13 protein-coding genes are annotated in these 19,324 nt (G+C 62.4%); 10 read left to right on the plus strand and 3 right to left on the minus strand.

Translation table 11 applies throughout. The features are described 5' to 3' along the window. Positions 1–74 precede the first annotated feature (74 nt). Positions 75–1,418 (plus strand): DedA family protein, encoded by a 1,344-nt coding sequence (locus tag ACDC66_RS08315; RefSeq protein ID WP_376696241.1) that lies wholly within the window; start codon positions 75–77, stop codon positions 1,416–1,418. Positions 1,419–1,473: 55 nt separating this feature from the next. Here the strand turns inward: ACDC66_RS08315 and ACDC66_RS08320 are convergent, their stop codons facing one another. Beyond that, positions 1,474–1,950 carry a hypothetical protein gene (locus ACDC66_RS08320; RefSeq protein WP_376696242.1) on the minus strand — a complete coding sequence of 159 codons (477 nt, stop codon included), beginning with the start codon at positions 1,948–1,950 and terminating at the stop codon, positions 1,474–1,476. A 28-nt stretch (positions 1,951–1,978) separates the two neighbouring features. Further along, the gene (locus tag ACDC66_RS08325; RefSeq protein ID WP_376696243.1) at positions 1,979–2,254 is read right to left on the minus strand and encodes an ElaB/YgaM/YqjD family protein; all 276 of its coding nucleotides are present in this window, start codon (positions 2,252–2,254) and stop codon (positions 1,979–1,981) included. Positions 2,255–3,078: 824 nt separating this feature from the next. Between ACDC66_RS08325 and ACDC66_RS08330 the strand changes: the two genes are divergently transcribed. The 5 genes from ACDC66_RS08330 to ACDC66_RS08350 all read left to right on the plus strand — a co-directional run bounded on the left by ACDC66_RS08330 (position 3,079) and on the right by ACDC66_RS08350 (position 14,033). Then, positions 3,079–4,890, plus strand: a complete 1,812-nt coding sequence (locus ACDC66_RS08330) for a choice-of-anchor Q domain-containing protein (RefSeq protein WP_376696244.1) — start codon at positions 3,079–3,081, stop codon at positions 4,888–4,890. A 276-nt stretch (positions 4,891–5,166) separates the two neighbouring features. Further along, entirely contained in the window at positions 5,167–8,013 is a 2,847-nt protein-coding gene (locus ACDC66_RS08335; RefSeq protein ID WP_376696245.1) for a penicillin acylase family protein, read from the plus strand. Between the two features lie 208 nt (positions 8,014–8,221). After that, positions 8,222–11,611 carry a bifunctional diguanylate cyclase/phosphodiesterase gene (locus tag ACDC66_RS08340; RefSeq protein WP_376696246.1) on the plus strand — a complete coding sequence of 1,130 codons (3,390 nt, stop codon included), beginning with the start codon at positions 8,222–8,224 and terminating at the stop codon, positions 11,609–11,611. A gap of 140 nt (positions 11,612–11,751) precedes the next feature. Continuing rightward, entirely contained in the window at positions 11,752–12,579 is an 828-nt protein-coding gene (locus tag ACDC66_RS08345; RefSeq protein WP_376696247.1) for an SDR family oxidoreductase, read from the plus strand. A 122-nt stretch (positions 12,580–12,701) separates the two neighbouring features. After that, positions 12,702–14,033: an MFS transporter gene (locus ACDC66_RS08350; RefSeq protein WP_376696248.1), complete on the plus strand. Its 1,332-nt coding sequence runs from the start codon at positions 12,702–12,704 to the stop codon at positions 14,031–14,033. A 39-nt stretch (positions 14,034–14,072) separates the two neighbouring features. On the opposite strand, the gene ACDC66_RS08355 is transcribed toward ACDC66_RS08350, so the two are convergent. Then, positions 14,073–15,110: a CDP-6-deoxy-delta-3,4-glucoseen reductase gene (locus ACDC66_RS08355; protein ID WP_376696249.1), complete on the minus strand. Its 1,038-nt coding sequence runs from the start codon at positions 15,108–15,110 to the stop codon at positions 14,073–14,075. A gap of 125 nt (positions 15,111–15,235) precedes the next feature. On the opposite strand from ACDC66_RS08355, the gene ACDC66_RS08360 reads away from it, so the two are divergent. The 4 genes from ACDC66_RS08360 to ACDC66_RS08375 are packed head-to-tail and all read left to right on the plus strand — an operon-like array spanning position 15,236 to position 19,272. Then, positions 15,236–15,559: a putative signal transducing protein gene (locus ACDC66_RS08360; protein WP_376696250.1), complete on the plus strand. Its 324-nt coding sequence runs from the start codon at positions 15,236–15,238 to the stop codon at positions 15,557–15,559. Next, positions 15,556–16,341 (plus strand): lysophospholipid acyltransferase family protein, encoded by a 786-nt coding sequence (locus ACDC66_RS08365; RefSeq protein WP_376696251.1) that lies wholly within the window; start codon positions 15,556–15,558, stop codon positions 16,339–16,341. Before ACDC66_RS08360 ends, ACDC66_RS08365 begins: the two co-directional genes overlap by 4 nt. Further along, positions 16,328–17,329, plus strand: coding sequence for a YheT family hydrolase (locus ACDC66_RS08370; protein WP_376696252.1), 1,002 nt, complete (start codon positions 16,328–16,330; stop codon positions 17,327–17,329). The genes ACDC66_RS08365 and ACDC66_RS08370 overlap by 14 nt, the downstream gene beginning before the upstream one ends. Next, on the plus strand, positions 17,308–19,272 hold the full coding sequence (locus ACDC66_RS08375) for a tetratricopeptide repeat protein (RefSeq protein ID WP_376696253.1): 1,965 nt from the start codon (positions 17,308–17,310) through the stop codon (positions 19,270–19,272). The genes ACDC66_RS08370 and ACDC66_RS08375 overlap by 22 nt, the downstream gene beginning before the upstream one ends. Positions 19,273–19,324 lie beyond the last annotated feature (52 nt).

Genomic DNA, 19,324 nt, shown 5'->3' on the forward strand with positions numbered 1-19,324 from the left:
TTTATACTCCACAAGGGGCTGTGGAAGAACGATTGTTCGACCATTGTTGGCTTAAACCCGACACACCTGGTTTCATGGACAAACTCCTCCAGCCGCTTCTCGACCTTTCGCCCTTCACGGTTTACGTGCTGATCGGGTTGCTTTGCTGGTCGGAGGGTGCATTCTTCCTGGGGTTCGTGACGCCGGGAGAGCTCGCCGTCGTAACCGGGGGGATTCTTTCATCGCGCAGCCACCTCGAGATGGATGTCCTGCTGGGGATGGTGGTGACCGCGACCACCGCGGGCAATGCCACCGGCTTCTACGTGGGTCGCCGCTGGGGTGCCGGAATGCTGGAATGGGCCCCGCTTCAGCGATTCTTCGGCCCTTCGATCCGGAAAACGCAGGATTTCATGTACCGGCGGGGGGAGTGGGCCATTGCGCTGAGCCGAGTATCCACTCCCACCCGAATCGTCGTGCCGTTTCTCGCGGGCGCCTCCAGGCTTCCCTATCGGCGTTTCGTGTTGCTCGATGTGCCGGCAAGCCTGGTCTGGGCCCTGGTGTATGCCACGCTCGGGTACGTGCTCGGCGCATCCTGGGACGTCATCAGAGATCTGAGCGGTACCGCGGCCCTGCTGGTGCTGATCCTGTTCCTTGTCGCCGTGGGTATTCGGTGGCTGGCGGCTCGCGTGGCGGCAAACCGGCGCCGGGTTGAAGCTTTGTTCCGACTGACGCTCCGGGTAACGGGTACCCGGGGCATCGCACGTACGCTTGCTCCCGGATTCCGCTGGCTGAACCGACGATTTGACCCCCGGCTGGCCCAGGGACTGAGCCTGACGCTGGGCTTTCTTGCGCTTCTGGGAGCGATCGGAGGCGTCGGCCTGGTGTTCAGTCAGACTCAGGCGGTCCGGGGCCTGGCACTGGTTGATTTTCCGGTGCTCGAGTGGATGGGTAACACCCGAACCGATGAGGCGGTCTCGATCGCACGCAGCGGGCTGCTGGCATTTCACTGGCCCGGAGTCTTGGGCCTCGCGGCGCCATTCATGATCTTTGCTTGGTGGCGGGTGGGGTGGTTCGCCGCGATTCGAATTGGCGTCGGTCTTGTGGGTGCGGCCGGGGGCGCCTATTTCCTCGATCGTTTCGTGCTCGAAGGGCACGTGCCCGGCGCGGAGTTCCCCTCGGTGCCGGTCGCCGTTTCAGCGGTTCTGCTCGTACATATGACCGCGCTCACGGCCAGGTTGCTGGATTGGGGAGGTGCAGTTGCGTGTGCAGCGATCGGCACGTTCGTTCTGTTCACCATCGGGCTGGGAACGGTCGTGGCCGGATGGGCAGCGCCTTCGGGAATCGCCCTGGGGCTGGCCCTGGGGATGGCCTGGGCGACGACACTGGAACTGCCGGGGACTGCCCTGCGCTCTAAGCCCGCCTTTCCTGAGGAGGAATAAGGCGATCGCCCTCCGAACGGGACAAGCGAGCACCCGCCCCGGTGATCTCAGTACATCAGCGCTGATGCTGGGATCGACGCAACGACTCGGATTCTGAATAGCGCGAATACAGATCCATCAGTACCTGGCGGAAACGATCGCTGTACCCCGCCGCGATGCCCAGCACCAGCGTCGCGATTGCCGCCCTGTCGGGATGGTTTCGGACCCAATCGCTCAGCACCGGGTCGGCGTGTTCGCGCAGGAAGGCCTCGAAATCCTCACCCAGATCGAAGTCCTCTCTATCCGACCGAGAGGCCGATCGTGACGAAGCACCGCGGCTGGCGTTGGCAATTCGCGCGATCACCAGAATTACGGCGATCAGGACGATACCGCATGCTGCCGTCACCAGCGCGGCCAGTTTCGGCGGCAAGGCCTCGCTGAACGCGAAGTAGGCGGCGAGACCGAGAAACGCGAACACGCACAACGCCAGGGGCACGACCAACGCCGTGACCAATGCGCCGGCTTCAATGCGTTTTTTCAGCTTCTTCAGCATCGCGTTATCCGGTTACCGTCGATTGGCTTCAGCGACTGAGCAGCTTGCCGAGAATGAACCCGATACCGAGAGCGGCTGCGATGCTGGTCATCGGGCGTTCCTCGACTTCCTTTTCGAACGCGCTCCAACTCTGGTGGACCTGCTCACGCGACTGATCGGCCGCCGCGCGGATACGGTCCCGGCCTTCGTCGGTAGCGGACTGTGCCAGCCTGGAGACGGTCTTGCTCATATCCGAGAGCTCTTTCTTCAGTGCGGAATACTCGGCCTTAAGCTCCTCAAGTTCCTTGTCCATTGCAGTGGCCATGGGCCCTCCTGTTTTGCATGATTTGACAAAGAATCGAATAACAAGAATAGCATCGGACGAAAAATCAGGAAAAATCGGGCGCCTCCACGATATTGGCTGGCCTACGGTGGTGGCGACATTTCTGAGCCGTTGTTGCGAACCGACAGAAACGTTGTCGGGCTGGAACCGTTCTCGTCCAGGTCGACGGTGACATAAGGAAATAACAATGTCGCCGCCGGTGTCTGGTCCGGTGCACAAATCGTGATTAGGACCTCGCCCTTCCGGCATAGCTTGGCCGTCGATGAGATCATCTTGGGCCAGCCTGTAGCCGATGAGTTTTCACCCCTTCGCTCCGGGGTGTGAGTATGAAGGTCTCGCGCTCCGGAGGTGGGTTTTACGGTACCCGGACCAGGGTAATCAGCCCTCGACAAGGTCAAAGGATGTCTGTTTTCCCGAAAAGTGTCCTGCATTGCCCCAAAATCTCGTACTTAAGCAATGGAACCTTTTATTTGTGGTGTGCAATGAAATTTCGATGCTCTTTTCCGGCAGTCCCGCGCAATTTGCTTCGCTCCCTGGCCGTTGTCTTGATTTTCTTCAGTGTTTCTTCGGTAAACGCTCAATCAGTCACGGTAGACACACTAGCGGATTCGGTAGAGCCGGATGCCTGCTCCCTGAGAGCGGCTATACAATCCATCAATCAGACCACTGCCCTGGGTGGCTGCTCATGGTCATCCGGAACCGATTCCATAAGGTTTCTTGAAAGCCTTTTTGATCAAGGCGGAACTATCGAACTTAGTGCACCTAGTGATGGGGGAGAGGGGTCTGCTCTGTTCATTGAGAGCACCATGCAGATTCAAGGCCCGGGGTCCGGCCTTTTGACAATTGATGGCCAGGAATCCGGGCCAGTGATGGAAGTAGACTCAGGTGACATCGTTGATATCACTATTTCCGGGCTGACGATTACAGGTGGCCAAACAGGAACAATTGGTGCTGGGATCCGCTCCACCAGTCAATCGCTCATTCTGCAGGACGTCGTGATGGATGCTAACAGCGCTCTTGATCAAGGAGCTGCCATTTGGCATTTCCCGCCAGAGAGCTCGGAGGGTTTTCTGGAAATCAGAGACAGCATTGTCCGGAATAATTCGGCCGGGCCATCAGATGTTACGCCCTATCTCGGTATTGCACGCGGTGGCGGAGTTAGCTTTCTGGCATTCGAGGGTTCCGTGATTATTTCCAACACGAAATTCATAAATAATCAATTTGAAAGAGGGTTTGCAGGAATGGGAGGCGGCGCTGTGGCAATACGAGCCAGCACAATCGCCTCGCTAGATTTGGAGTCGAACGAATTTATTGGAAACTCGAGTGACTCATTTGGGGGCGGTTTCCTTCTTGATGTGGATGACATCTCCCAGAGCTTTGTTTTTTCTTCCAATGTGATTGAGAACAACGTCGCAAGTGATGGTGGCTCGGGCGGGGGAGCGTTTTTCCAGATTAATGGATCAGCTGGTATTGGCGCTATCGAGCTTTCTGATAATCAGTTTCTCTCAAACTCTTCTAGCCAGGGGACAGGGGGTGCGGTTATGGCCATGGGCGGCTCCGGAAATCACTTTGAGTTCATTGGGAATACGGTCTTGAATAACGATGCCCGAAGTGCAGGGGGCGCCACCTTTTCGGGTTCCTCGGTCACGGTCAAAGACAGCCTCTTCGAGCAAAACACATCAGAATTTGATGCTGGAGGGCTCTCTATCTCAGCCTCTGGCGAATTCATGCTGGAAAACTCTGACTTCATTGAAAATGAGTCATTGAGCGGAAGTGCGGGCGGCCTTTATGTCCGATTGGATCAAAGCACCTCAAATGCCGTCTTGCAGAACGTGAGAGTTGTCGGAAACAAGGCTGCGCAGGGCTCTTTTGGCGGGTTTCAATTTGAAGGTGATGGTAATTTGGTCGAATGGCACCAGGTTGCAGTGGTGGGGAACCGATCCAAAAAATCAGGAGGAGGTGGCCTGAAGCCTGAGATGCAGGATGCGTCTGTACGATTGCGGATAAGCAACTCCGAGATTTCTGAAAATACGGCAACGGAGTCCATCGGGGGTATAAGTGTTGCGGGCAATGTATCCTCTGTCTGGATTCAGAACGCTACCGTCTCCGGAAACGAGTCTCTTCAAGATGTGGCGGGGATGTCTCTACAAGCGACTGAAGCAGTGGAAATCAGTTTTTCCACAATTGCCAACAATTCCGCATCCACCGAATCGGGAGGCATATTCATAGATTCCGGGGCATGTGATATTGCCAATTCGATCATAAGCGACAATATTGCAAATAACGGTCCAGACCTTTTCGGAAGCGCCTGCCTTCTCCGCCACACCCTGGTAAGTGATACGCAGGGCTCTCTGATTCAGAATCAGGTTGGGAATCTTCTGAACGACCCCAATGCAAATCTTTCTGAGCTGGGACAGTTTGGTGGGCCAACTCGCACGCATGCAATTGATGAAGCGAGTTCCGCTTTTGATGCGGGTGCTGTTCTCGCACTGCCTATGCCGCAATTCGACCAACGCGGAGCTGACTTTAGCCGCGTTGTCGGGCCCTTTCCGGATATGGGTGCCATTGAGTACCTGATTGATGAGGTATTTATGGATGGGTTTCAGGAGAAACTATAGTTCGGTTTCAGATTGACTTGCGGAGGGTCGTGCATGCACAGGCAATTATGAAACGGGGACGCGTTCCTATCCGCTTGAGTTAAACGTTTCACCGGGGGCAAAGTACGAGTCCGACGCTGATTGGGGTGCTGGTTGGAATTCGGGAAATAGGGCGCTTATACTCCGTAGTGCTTCACTGCCGTACCTGCTGACTCGACAGGTTGCCACCTCACGCCTTCTGGCCTGGCATCGTGCCAACCGATTCGGTACCAGTAGTGTCCCGGATAAGGAGGAGAGATGAAGAAGAACCTTGCCGTCATTGCCACCCTGGTACTGCTTATGGTCCCGGTCGCGGCTGCGGAAGAATCTTCGCAAACGCATTGGCTCACTGAGGCAACCTCAGAACGGAAGATCACGCGGGATGACTGGGGCATTGCCCATATCACGGCGGACGATGATCTCTCGGCAGCATATGAGCTCGGCGTCGTTCACGCCGAGGATCGTCTCTTCCAGATGGATCTTCTGCGCCGCCAGGCAAGTGGGCGCCTTGCTGAACTCCTCGGGTCGTCAGCACTTCCTTCCGATGTTCAGTTCAGAACGCTGGGCCTTCGTCGCGCCGCCGACGAGACCGCGCCGGTGCTCGATGCCACGACGATGGCATGGCTCCAGGCGTACGCGGACGGGGTCAACGCCGTTCTCGATGACACGGACCAACCGTTGCCGCCGGAGTATGCGGATCTCGAACTTACCCGTACTTCAATCCCCGCATGGACACCCGTCGATAGTCTCACCGTGCTGAAGCTTCTGGTCTTCGGATGGTCATTCGATCTCTCTGACCTCGATCGCTCGTTGACCATAGCGCAATACGAGGCGGCAGGCAGCGGGTCCGGCTTCGACGGAGAGGCGCTTTTTTACGAGGACCTGTTCCGCTCTGCCCCCTTCGCCCCGGCGACAAGCGCCGAGGGGGCTTCCGTGGTGGAAGCCGAGCGCGCCGAAGCTCCGGATGTGCCTGACTACATCCGCCGCTCAAGTCCTTTGCTTGAGGAGACGGTCGATCGTCTTTCCGAGGTGCCGCTGCTTGAGCAGGCGCTGGAAGGAAGTGCCGGGGAACGGGGCAGTAACTGGTGGATCCTTTCCGGAGACATCACGGCTTCGGGCCGTCCGATTCTCGCCAGTGACCCGCATCTTTCCCTGAATATGCCTGCATTCTTTCACCAGGTGAGCATCGAAGTCACCGCCGACACCGATCCGGAGATGCGGGTAAGCGGTGTCACCCTTCCGGGTATCCCGGCCGTGCTGCACGGCTGCAATCCGCGAGGTTGTTGGGCCGGTGCCCGGGACCCGGCCGACGTCACCGACGTCTACCTCGAGGAGGTCGTGATCGACTCGGGAACCGGTTTGCCCACTCACACCACCTTCGACGGTTCGCTTGAACCGGTCGACACCATCTCACAGTCATTCATGGTCAATCAGGTTGGCGACTCCACCGACGACAATCTGGTCGAGGCCGGGAGCGGCTCGGGCGTGCCAGCCGAAACCATACTCGTCCCGAGGCGCAATAACGGACCGATCATCGAGATCGACACCGACGATTCCACGGCGATCAGCGTCCAGTACACCGGCAGCGGCGCGACCCGAGAGATCGAGGCGCTGCTGGGATTCCGCCGCGCCTACACGGTCGATCAGTTTCACGACGCCCTCGCCTCATGGGACACGGGCAGTCAGGCATGGGCCTGGGCCGATATCGACGGGACGATCGCCTGGTTTGCGAGCGGCGAGATTCCGTTGCGGGAGGACCTGCAGGAGCTGGGGACTGCCGACGGCGGCGTGCCGCCTTTCCTGCTCCGTGACGGCACTGGAGCACGGTTCCACGAGTGGGTGCCGGCGACATCCGTCGACCCGACACGCTCGATCGACTTCGAAGTACTTCCCGCGGCCGAACTGCCTTCGGCCGTCGATCCTGCCAAAGGCTGGCTCGCAGCCGCCAACAACGATCTCCTCGGCCTCACCTTCGACAACGACCCGCTCAACGAAACCCGTCCCGACGGTGGCGTCTTCTATCTCGGGCGTACCTGGGCGCCCGGGCTGCGCGCCAAGCGCATTCTAGGTCGCATCGAGGCCGAGCTTGCCGGCGGGGGTAAGATCTCCATGGACGAGGCGCGAGCAATTCAGGCGGATAATGTGCTCGAAGACGCGCTGTTTTTCGTTCCCTATATTACCGATGCCTGGGAGCGGCTCGGCGACACTTGGCCCGGAGCCGATGCCGCGGCGATGGCCGAGGCGGTGGGGCGGCTCGCCGCCTGGGACGGAAGCACGCCGACCGGCATCCAACCCGGATATGATCCCGGTGACGACCCAAACGATCTTCAGGCGCCCACTGCCGCCGAGGTCGATGCCAGTGTCGCTGCGACGATCTACGCCGTGTGGCGCGAGCGCATCATCAGCCTCACGATCGACGATGCCCTCGACGGTGCCGGCGGACTGCCCCGGCCAGGGTCGGTGGACAGCCTCAAAGCGCTTGCACACCTGTTCGCGGGCTTCCCGGGCAATGGCGGCAGCGGCGCTTCCGGCCTCGAGTTGATCCCGGGCGGCGATCTCGATGGCGTGGTCCTGAGCGCGCTGTCCGAATCGCTCGCAGCTCTCGCCAGTCCGGCGATGGACGATGCGTTTGGAGGATCGACCGATCAGTCAGACTACCGGTGGGGCAGGCTTCACCGGATCGTTCTCGATCATCCCCTCGGCGGGGCGAACAGCGTGCCGCCGGCGGGCGGGTTCAGCAGCCTGGGTGCGAGACTTCCGGGTCTGGCCCGTTCGGGTGGTTTCCTCACCGTCGATCAGGCCAGCCACAGTGCCCGTGCTGATAGCTCGAACGAGTTCATGTTCGGTTCGGGTGCCGCGCGGCGATTCGTCGCCGAGTTGTCACCTGACGGTATCGAGACCTGCGACGTCGTCCCCGGAGGCGTTAGTGGCATCATGAGCGACCCGCACGCCACCGATCAACTGCCATTCTGGCTCACCCACGGTTGCCGGGGGCAGCCGTTGTTCCAGAATTTCTCTGTTGCAACGGTTTCAAGTCTCGGATTAGTCGGCATGATGCTCCTCATCCTGTCAGTGGTCGTGGTCGGCGTCGGACGGATACGGTAGCGATGCTGGGTGTGTCATCGACGGTGCCGCAGTTCCCTGTGGCCAACGCCGTGAGCATTATGTTCTGCTGCCCTCAGTAGCGGGAAACCAGGACGCAGCCGTTTGCCACCCATATCCGAGGTACGATACGTTTCATCGGTTTCAGGCACAGCTTCGAAGGGGAGTGCCGTTGACGACGTCCCACCCAAATTCACACTCTGCAGCTGGTTTGGAGACGACCGGTGCCATCGACAGCGTCGACAGCCTGGGTCATCGCGACCTGCAGGAGCTTCTGGACGCCGTTCCGGATGCCATGGTGGTAGTGGATCGGGATGGACGCATCCGACTGACTAACCGCCAGGCGGAAGTGCTTTTCGGTTACGAGCGCAAGGAGCTCGAGAGCCAGTTGCTGGAGGTGCTCGTGCCCGAACACCTGGCTGCAGGCCACGCAGAACATCGGCGGGAGTATTTTGACCGTCCCGCGGTGCGTCCCATGGGCGCGCCGCTGGCCCTGGATGCACGTCGCCGCGATGGCGGTGTGTTTCCCGTGGAAATCAGCCTGAGCCCGCTGGCCTCCGACGAGGGGATGCTGGCCGTTGCTTCCATCCGCGACGTTACCGAGCGCCGTCGCGTCGAGGCCGAGCAACGCTGGCAGGCGGATTTCTCCAACGGCATCGTCAACAGCCTGCCCGGCATCTTCTACCTGATGGATAAGTCAGGCCGATTCCGCCAATGGAACGCCAATCTGGAAACGGTCACCGGGTATTCGGCCAACGAGATCGAGACCATGACCGTATGGGACTTCTTCGAGCAGTCCGAGCATTGCAAGGCAGACGAGGCGATGCGCGCGGTCTTCGAAGAAGGGCAGGCGGTACTCAAGGCGCCGTTGCGGTTGAAGGACGGCACATTGCTCGACTACCACTTCCAGGGCCAGCGCATCACCCTCGGCGGCGAGGAATTTCTCACGGGCCTGGGCATCGACATGACCGATGTGTATCGCACCGAGGCGGCGCTGGATTATCTTTCCGGCCTGCAGCGCACCCTGGTGGAAGCATCCAAGCGCTTCATCGCACTCGGTTCGGCTGATCTGGACGAAGTGATCACCGACGTCCTCGGCCGTGTGGGCAGCTATTGCGACGTCGACCGAAGCTACCTCTTCCGTTTCAAGAACGATCGGGCGTTGATGGACAACACCCACGAGTGGTGCGCACCCGGGATCACGCCCGAGATCGACAACCTCCAAGGCTTGCCGCGCGAGGCGGTGCCGAAGGTGGTGGAATTGATGGAGCGTCGCCAGGTCATGCATGTGCCGTGCGTCGCCGACCTGACTCCGGACTGGGATGACGACCGCGCCGTTTTCGAGTCCGAGGACATTCAGTCCCTGGTCGTCGTGCCCATTGTCGTCAGCGGCGAGTTGCACGGCTTCGTCGGCTTCGACTCCGTCCGCCGTGCACGAGCCTGGGGCGAGGAGGAAATCCGTCTGCTGCAGGTGCTGGCCGACTTATTCGGTGCCGTGATCCAGCGCGAGCGCACCGCCCGCGCCCTGCATGACAGCGAGACGCTCCGCACCCACGCCGAGCGTCTGGCCCATCTGGGCAGCTGGGAGTGGGATTTCGAGCGTGATGCCTTTTCTCCATCCGAGGAATGGTGCCGGGTTACTGGTTGCCGCGCCGGCGTCCTGACCCGGGAGCAGGTGGTGGCAATCGCGCACCCGGACGATCTCGAGGAGGTGCGACAGCGGCTACGCCTGACACTGAAGACGGGTGTCCCGTACGACATTGAACACCGTATCCAGCGCCAAGACGACGGTGAGCTGCGCTGGATCAAGGTTCACGCGGAGATCGAGGGCACGCCCGAAAACGCGCGCCGGATGTATGGCTTCATCCAGGACATTACCGAACGCAAGCGCATCGAAGCCGCGATCGCGGAAAGCGAGGCCAGGTACCGGTCCGTGGTGAACAATATCCGGGAAGTGGTGTTCCAGGCCGATGTGGAGGGTCGCTGGACCTTCCTGAACCCGGCCTGGCAGGAGATTACCGGGTTTCCCGTCGAGAAAACCCTGGGACAACGCTATATCGAGTTCGTCCATCCCGAGGATCGCGGCGGCAGCGACCGTGAATTTCGCCAGCTAATGGCGGGCCGCAAGACCGTGGCGCGGTCGGAGGTGCGCTACCGGACTCGCCAGGGCGACTCCCGCTGGGTCGAGGTTAACGTCCGCGCGACCAGGGACGAGGACGGCCGGATTATCGGCTGCGCCGGCACGCTGCGCGACATCACCCAGCAGCGCGAGGCCGAGCGGAAGATGCGCCAGCTGGCGCACTACGATGCAGTCACGGAGTTGCCCAACCGCATCCTGGCGCTGGACCGCCTGGACCAGTTGCTCAAGGCCCTGCAGCGTAGTGACGAGCAAGTGGCTGTGCTGTTCCTGGACCTGGATCACTTCAAGAAGGCCAACGACACCCTGGGTCACGAGGTCGGCGACCAACTCCTGCGTGAAGCGGCCCAACGGTTGCTGGCGGACGTGCGCGAACAGGACACCGTGGCGCGATTCGGCGGCGACGAATTTCTGATCGTGGCTGGTGGCCTGCCTCACGCCACGGCGGCTCTTCCGGTGGCCGAGAAGCTGCTGCAGAGTTTTCGGGACCCGTTCCACATCCAGGGCAGGGAGTTCATGCTTACCGCCAGCCTGGGTATCGCCATCGCCCCCGAGGACGGCACCACCTCGCAAGACCTGTTGCGTAACGCCGACATTGCCATGTACCAGTCCAAGGGCGAGGGCCGCAATACCTATCACTACTTCACGCCGGCGATGAACCAGGCCGTGGAGCGGCGCCAGAGCGTGGAAGAGCAATTGCGAGGCGCTCTGGCACGGGACGAACTGTCGCTGGTATTCCAGCCCATCGTCGATCTGCGCGATGGCGCCGTGGTCGGTGCCGAAGCCCTGGTGCGTTGGCACAACCCGACTCTGGGCCAGGTGTCGCCGGATGAGTTCATCCCAATCGCCGAGCAGACCGGCCAGATCGACGCCATTGGCAGGCATGTGCTGGGCCGGGCCCTCGAGCAAGCCGCGCGCTGGCGTGGCCAGCGCAATCCGGACTTCTGGATTTCGGTCAATGTCTCGCCCCAGCAGTTCCGCGATCCGCGCCTGGTGGCCATTGTGGACGAGGCGTTGTCCATTGCCGGGGTTCCGGGCTGTGCGTTGCAGGTGGAAATCACCGAGAGCGTTCTGCTCGACGAGCGGGGGCAGGCGGCTAGCGCATTGGCGGAACTCAAAAAGCGCGGCGTCAGTATTGCCATGGACGACTTTGGCACCGGTTATGCCTCGCTCAGCTATTTGCGCCACTTTCCCTTCGATACGCTCAAGATCGATCGCAGCTTTGTCGGTGATATCACCGAGGATCCGAAAGACGCAGAGCTGGTCATTGCTTCGCTGTCGCTGGCCCAGAATCTCAAGCTGAAAGTCCTTGCCGAGGGTGTGGAAACCGAGGCGCAACTCGACATCCTGCGTGAACACGGTTGTGAACTCGTGCAGGGCTTCTTGTTCGCGAAACCCCTCTCCGCCGAGGAGTTCAACCGCTTTGCCGGCCATATCCCGCTTCAACATGGCGGGCAAGACTGAAGCGGTCCCCCACCTGCGACTTTCTTTCGAGGGCCTGCTTGACCCGGTTAGGATGGTCGGTCACGGCGACAGCCCGTAAACCACATGTGCGAGTGTCGTCGCGGATCGACGTCAATTCCTCTATCAGACAGGGAGCATTTATGGCAGATGTCATTGTTGTCATCGGATCGGGGGCGATTGGCCAGGCCATCGCCAGGCGCGTGAGCGCGGGCAAACAGGTTCTGCTCGCCGATATTCAACGAGAGAATGCGGAAGCCGTGGCCTCCACGATGACGGATGCCGGGTTCGATGTCCGTCCCACGACGGTTGACGTCACTTCCAGGGCATCCGTCGACGAACTGGTCGCGGAAGCGCTGGGTCTTGGCGATGTCACCGGTATCATCCACTCCGCTGGCGTCTCGCCTTCCAGCGCCCCGCCGGAAGTGATCTTCAAGGTCGATCTTTTTGGCGCCGCAGTCGTGCTCGAAGCCTTTGGAGACGTGATCGCCCGCGGCGGCTCAGGCGTGGTGGTCAGCTCGCAAGCAGGGCACCGTCTGGGGCCCTTGGCGTCCGAAGATGCCGCAGCGCTGGCGACCACGCCGGCCGACGATCTGCTCGACCTGCCCATGCTTCAGGCCGATGAAGTGACGGATTCATTGCGGGCCTACCAGATCGCCAAGCGCGGCAGCTCGCTAAGGGTTCAGGCCGAGGCGGTTCGATGGGCCCGACGCGGCGCGCGACTCAATGCCATCAGCCCGGGGATTGTCGTCACGCCCCTGTCCAGGAAAGAACTCAGCGGCCCGCACAGCCAGGATTACCGGCGGATGATCGAGGTGTGCGCGGCCGGGCGCGCCGGGACCCCGGATGAAGTCGGCAACCTCGGCGCGCTCCTGATGGGGCCGGAGGGACAATTCATCTCCGGCAGCGATTTTCTGATGGACGGCGGCGTAACCGCGGCTTACTGGTACGGTGGCCTGAGGCCGGCGTAACTTGCTGACTCGGCAAGCCATCCGCCGCGCGGTGTAGTATCTGACTCTGTTTCCCTTCCAGGTGAGGGCTGCATGGTGACCAAAGGCAATTCGAACGTAGAGTCTCGGAGGGTGCGGGCGGCATGAAGTCGCTTTCGACGACGGGCTTCGCGCTGTTCGGCGCCGCGTTGGTCGCGATCAGCTACGGCCTGGCGCGTTTCGCGTTCGGTCTGTTCGTGCCGCCCATCCGCGCCGACCTGGGATTGACGCCTTATGTCATCGGCATCATCGGCGCCCTGCCGTTAGTCAGCTTCCTGCTGGCGACGATGGTGGCCCCACTTTCAGCCGAGCGCCTCGGCGCACGCTACACGGCCGTGATTTCAGGCGGGTTCGGCGTAGTGGGGCTCGCGCTGATCAGCCTGTCCATCGGCCCGCTGTCGCTCGGAATCGGGGTATTCGCTTGCGGTATCTGCACCGGCCTGATGATGCCGGCGCTCACCGCCGCAATGCAGGCCTTGGTCAAACGCACGCTGCACGGACGCGTCAGTTCGGTCCTGAACGCGGGAACCAGCATCGGCGTGATCGTCGCCGTGCCCGCGGTGCTGTTCCTGGCGGGTAACTGGCGTTTCGCGTATGGATCGTTTGCCGTCCTGGCGGGCATCGGCGTGGTTGCCGCCTGGCTGTTCATTCCCTCGGTCTCGGCCTTCGTGCCAGCGGGTGCCGCGCCGCCACCGCCGATCAGCAAGCTGCAATGGTGGCGGCTGCTGCGTCTCTCGCTGTTCGGCTTCGCCATGGGCTTCATCTCGGCCGCTTACTGGATTTTCGCCCCGGATCTGGTCGTGAGCCTCGGCGGGCTGGCGCCCGGGGCCAGCGGTTGGCTCTGGCTGGCTGTTGGCATCGCCGGCCTGGGTGGTGCCGTCATTGCCGACCTGGCTGACCGTAACAACCCGCCCATCACGCATGCACTGATGCTGATGATGCTCTCGGCGAGCGTGGCCCTGATCGCGGCCAGCCCCGGCCAGATCGTGCTGGCGGCATTTTCCGCGCTGGTCTTCGGCATGGCCTACATGAGCCTGACCGGGCTGTACCTGATGACCGGCATTCGCCTGCTGCCCGGCCGACTCTCGATGGGGCCGGTGTTGCCGTTCATGGCCTGCGCACTCGGCCAGGCGGTTGGTTCACCCGTCGTTGGCGCGATGGTCGATGAATTCGGCTACGCGGATGCCTTTGCCACTTTCTCGGCCTTCGGCATCCTGGTGGCGATGCTGTCGCCGTTTTATCCGCGCTACATCGAAGAAGCGGCGGAAGAAGCCGAAGTCGAAGAAGAGGAGACCGGCCTGCAGGCGGCCTACGATTATCAGCTTCAGGACGAGGAAGGTGAGCCCTACAGCTACAGCGCGGCGGCCGAGGAGGCCGATTTCGACAGTGCTTCGGAAGATGAAAGCGTTGAGAAGCCGAATCAAGTTTCGACTTAGCTGAATGAATAACAGGCTACCGGGGGTTGCCTGGGATTCTCAGTCGCTCGCCGGCGGCACGTCCGGTGCGAAGTCGAAGGAATCGTAGAATAGGCGGTCTTCCGGCACGCCGGCATCGAGGAACGCCGGGCGGGCGGCGTGGATCATGGCCGGCGGGCCGGACATGTAGACGTCCCAGCCGGAAAGATCGGAGTGGTGGCGCAGGACGGCTTCGTGGACGAAACCGGTTTCGCCGGTCCAGTTGGTACCGGGTTCGCTGACCACCGGCACGAAATTCAGGGCCGGATGCTCCTTCTGCCAGCGTTGGATCAGCTCGGTGGCGTAGAGGTCGTTGGCCGTGCGCGTGCCCCAGAACAGTTCCAGCGGGCGTTCGTCGCCGGCGTGGATCAGCTCCTCGATCATGGCTTTCAGCGGCGCGAAGCCGGTGCCGCCGCCGGCCAGGACGGCAGGGCGATCGGAATTGCGGCGGAAGAAGAAGGTGCCCAGCGGACCTTCGAATCTGAGGATCTCCTTCAACTTCATGTCCTCGAAGACGTGGCCGGTAAAGCCGCCCCCTTCGACGTGCTTGACGTGCAGTTCGATGAAGTCCCCTTCCGAAGGGGGCGAGGCGATGGAAAATGCCCGGCGCTTCCCCTCGGGCAGCAGGATGTCGATGTACTGTCCCGCCAGGAACTGCAGGCGCGCCGCGGCCGGCAGCTTCAGGCGCAGGCGCATGGTGTCCTCGGTGAAGCGATCCATGGTTTCCACGCGCGCCGGCAGCAGCCGCACGGGAATGTCCTCCACCTGTTCGATCTCGCGCGATTCGATCACGACATCGCCCTCGGCCACGGCCTGGCAGCTGAGCATCTGGCCGTCGTGCAGTTCGGTCTGATCGAGCGCGGTTGGCGGGTTGTACGGGTAGCTGATCCTGCCCTCGATCAGGCGGCATTTGCAGCTGGCGCAGGTGCCGTTGCGGCAGGAGTAGGGCAGGACGATGCCCTGGCGCAGTGCCGCGGTGAGGATGGTTTCATCCGGGCGGGCGCTGAACTCGCGGCCGGTCGAGGCGATGCGGATGTGAGGGTTCCGGGAAGAGGACACTGAATAAGAGTTGTTTTCAACAAGCGCTACATGATGCCAGATTGCGGGTGAAACGTTGGGGGTTCCCCGGGGTGTGCTGTGCTAACCTGCGCGCGCACTGATTCCGCCCATCGAGGGCTTGTCAATTGAGCGACTGGACCAAGCTGATCACGGCCGACGACCCGATCGAGGCCGGCTTTCTGCGCGGCTTGCTGGAATCGGCCGGTATCGAGGTCCAGGTGAGAAGCATGGAGCTTTGGACGGCGGCGGTGGAGATCTACTATTCCGAGGGTGCGAGACCGTCGATCTGGGTCCGCAATCAAGATCTCGAAGGCGCCAAACGGACACTCGAGCGACGCGATAATCCCGACCATGGTGAACCCTGGACCTGCCGGGTTTGCGGCGAACGGCTGGAGGCACAGTTCACCACCTGCTGGCAGTGCGGTCACGCCCACGGAGCCGGAGGATGAGCGAGACCGACCATCGCGTACCCGCGTTCCGCACGCCCTGGCGCCTGGCCTGGCGCGTGCCGCTGTTCGTCCTGCATGTGTTCATCGGATTGCCGCTGACCCTGCTGTGCTTTCTGCCCGGCATCAGCCGAATTCCCGTTGCCGGGATGCCACTGAGAAAGCGCGCTCACCGGACCTGGCAACGCATCACGCTGCGCCTGTTCGGCGTACGCATGGATATTTCCGGGCGCCTGCCCGACGGGCCGGCCCTGGTCGTGGCCAACCACATCAGCTGGCTCGACATTGTCCTGCTGCAGGCGCTGTGGCCGATGTGGCTAGTGGCCAAGGCGGAGATTCGCGCCTGGCCTCTGATCGGCTGGCTGGCCGAGGTGGGCGGCACGCTGTTCATTGTGCGCGGCAGGCTCGAATCGCGCCAGAAGATTTCGCGGCGCATGGCCGCGCTGATGCGCCGCGGCGACCGAGTCGGCATCTTTCCCGAGGGCGGTATTCGCCCCGACCGTGGCGTCAACCGTTTTCACGCACCGCTGTTCGCCCCGGCGATTCGAACGCGCATGCCGGTCGTGCCGGTCGCCATTCGCTACGAGCGCGAGGATGACCTGCACGAGGAGTTCGTCTTCGGCCCCGGTGAGAGCTTCCTGCGCAATTTCTTCCGCCTGATGGCCGAGCCGCCGCTGACCGGCCGGATCATGATCGGCGAGCCGATACTCGATTACGATAACGGCCGGCGCCGCCTGGCCGAGAAGGCCGGCGCCGTGGTCAAGGATTTCTATGACAACGCCTGAATCGCCCCTGCCCGAATTCGAGCCGCGCGGGCTGCTGACCAGCCCGCATGTGCAGTCGATCCTCACCTCCGGCCCCTGGCGTCGGCGCAAGGTGCGAAAGCGCGCGGCCGAATACCTGTCGCGCTGCACCGAGCGGATCGTTACCGCCAATGACGGTACCCGCCTGCTGGGATTTGCCAACCGGGCGCAGACCGATCGTCGCGACGCGCTGGTGATCATGCTCCACGGCTGGGAGGGCAGCGCCGATTCCAACTACCTGCTGTCGACGGCGGTGACGCTCGACCGGGCGGGTTTCGATACCTTCCGGCTCAACTTCCGCGACCACGGCAACTCGCACCATCTCAACGAGGGGCTGTTCCATTCCTGCCTGCTCGACGAGGTACTCGATGTCGTGGCCGCTGTCGCCGGCGAGTATGACGGCCCGGTCTTCCTGGCCGGGTTTTCCCTGGGTGGGAACTTCACGCTGCGCATCGCCCGCCAAGCGCCCGAGCGCGGGATCGACATCCGCCGCGCCATCGCGGTCAGCCCGGTGATCCGACCGCATCACGTGCTCGACGCCATGGAACAGGGCCTGCCCATCTACGAGCGCTACTTCGTGCACAAGTGGCGCCGATCGCTCAAGCACAAGCAATCATTGTTTCCGGAGCGGTACAATTTGGAGGACTGGTTTCGCCTGGGCCGCGTTCGCGCCCAGACGGAGTGGCTGATCGAGCGCCTGACGGATTTCGAGGATCTCGACGCCTACCTCGAAGGGTATTCGGTGGCCGGCGACTATCTCGCCGGGCTGGAGACCTCGACCCTGATCATCACCGCCGCGGACGATCCGATCATTCCGATCAGGGATTTCGAGGCCTTGCCGCGCCCGGCGGCGCTGGATATTGAAATGCTGCCCCACGGCGGCCATTGCGGCTTCCTCGCCAATTGGCGGCTGGACAGCTGGATAGAACAGAGACTGAAGAGCGAATTATGCAGACTGACGAAGACCTGATCCGGCAGGCCCGCGGCCTGTTCGAGCGTGGTGACTACGAGGGCGCCGAAAAAGCCTATCGTGACCTGATGGAGGTGCTTTCCGAGGACAAGCACGTCGATCTCCAATTGCTGATCGCTGCCTGCCAGCAGGCCCGGGCGCGGGGCGACGACGCCCTGGAAACCCTACAGCGAACTGTCGATATGGACGACTCGCGCGCCGAGTCCTGGTTTCAGTTGGGTCGCGCCCGCCGCCAGGCCGGCGACGAAGCAGGAGCGACCGAGGCGCTGCAGAAGGCCATCTTGCTCGATCCCAACCATGCACTGGCCCGCGTCGAGCGCGGTCGACAGTGCCTGGCCAGCGGTGACCAGAAGGGCGCCGAGGGGCATTTTCAGACGGCCCTGCGTGCCGACCCGGAATGTGTGCCGGCCCTTGTCGGCCTGGCCGAGCGGCACTTCGCGGTGGGTCGCCTTGACCAGGCGCAGGAACTGGCCGCCAAGGCGGTTCAAAGGCAGCCGCGGAGCGTTCCGGCACAGATCGTCATGGCGCGAATCTTTCGGCATCGCGGCCATCCCGACTTTGCCGAGCGCTGCCTCGATAACGCGCTGGAAGTCGTCCCCGACGCCCCGGACCTTCACGCGGCGAAGGCGCAGTTGTTGTTTGAGCGCGGGCGCCTGGAAGAATGCCTGGACGCCGTGGCCCGGGCCGGAAGGCTGGGTGCTTACGACGGTCGCTTGTTCCGCATCGAATACCAGTGCGTACGCCGACTCGGCCGTGACGTCGAGGCGCGCTCAATGCTCGAGGCCCTGGCTCGCTCGCGCTCGCTTGATCCGGGAGACACACTGGCCCTGGCCGAGCTGCGCCTGGAAACCGGGGATCCGGCCGCCGCGGGAGAGCTGCTTGAGGGCCTCGAAAAAGACTGGCCCGGGGCCGAACGGCTGATTCGGGCCCGGCTGGCCGAACGCGAAGGAGACCGTGATCGTGCAGCCGAACTGGCCGAGGGGCTGCACGATGACGATGACGAGCACATTCGCACCCAGGCGCGTTTGCTCAGCGCCCGTCTGGCGCTGAAGGCTGACGACCCGGCCGGCTGCATCGATGCCCTGCAGCCCCTCGCGGACGAAGATTCGGCCGAGCCGAAAGTGCACTGGATGCTGGCGCGTGCCCTGGATCGCGTGGGGCGCCATGAAGCAGCGGGCGACCACCTGCCGCGCACCGGCTGGTTCCTGCCCCCGGTATTCCGGGAACGCGACAGGGAGATGCCCGCCGCCTTGTACGAGGCCCTTGCCGGCCTTCAGACCGATGACTGGCCGAAATCGTCACCCGACGACGGTCGCCCCGAGGCGATATTCGTTCTGGGCTGGCCCGGTAGCGGCCGCGAGGCGCTTGTCGCCGCGCTGGCTGAAAGCGGTGCTGTCGCCACGCTCGGCCGCGAGGGCGGCGAGCGTCGACGCGAGGCGCTGGGCCTGCCGGCCGGGCCGGATCGACTGGTTGCCGCCGACGAGACCCAGTGCCGTCTGGCGCGCAAACGTTACCTGCGTGAAGCCGGTACCGAAAGGAAATATGCCCTGGAAACCATGTGGCTGCCGGCCGCCGCATTGCCGGCGATTGCCCGCTTCCTGCCCGGCAGCACCGTGATCCTCGCCGATGCCGAGCTTCGCGACCTGGAGCTGGAATGGCGACTGGCGGGTTTCCGCGGCGTCGAGACCCTGCGCGCGATGTGGCAGCGTGAGCAGGCTGCGCTTGAGACGATGATGGAGAAGCTGCCGCTCGATTTCCACGTTTTCTCCCGCGGCGACCTGCAGAACGATTCCGGCGAAGTGGCTGCACAATTGGCCGAGTGGCTGGACAGGCCCGATCCCGCTGGCATGGCGGCAGCCATCGACCGAGGGGTCGCCACGATGCGACCCAGCGGTCACTGGAAACACTACAGGCAGCTTTTCGAGGGCAAGTCGGTGGCCTAAGGAACCTCTGAACAACTCTGCACGGAGCGCGTTTTGTCGGAGAAGCCGCAGA

The sequence above is a fragment of the Wenzhouxiangella psychrophila genome, from assembly GCF_042310375.1.
In the GTDB taxonomy this organism is placed as follows: domain Bacteria; phylum Pseudomonadota; class Gammaproteobacteria; order Xanthomonadales; family Wenzhouxiangellaceae; genus Wenzhouxiangella.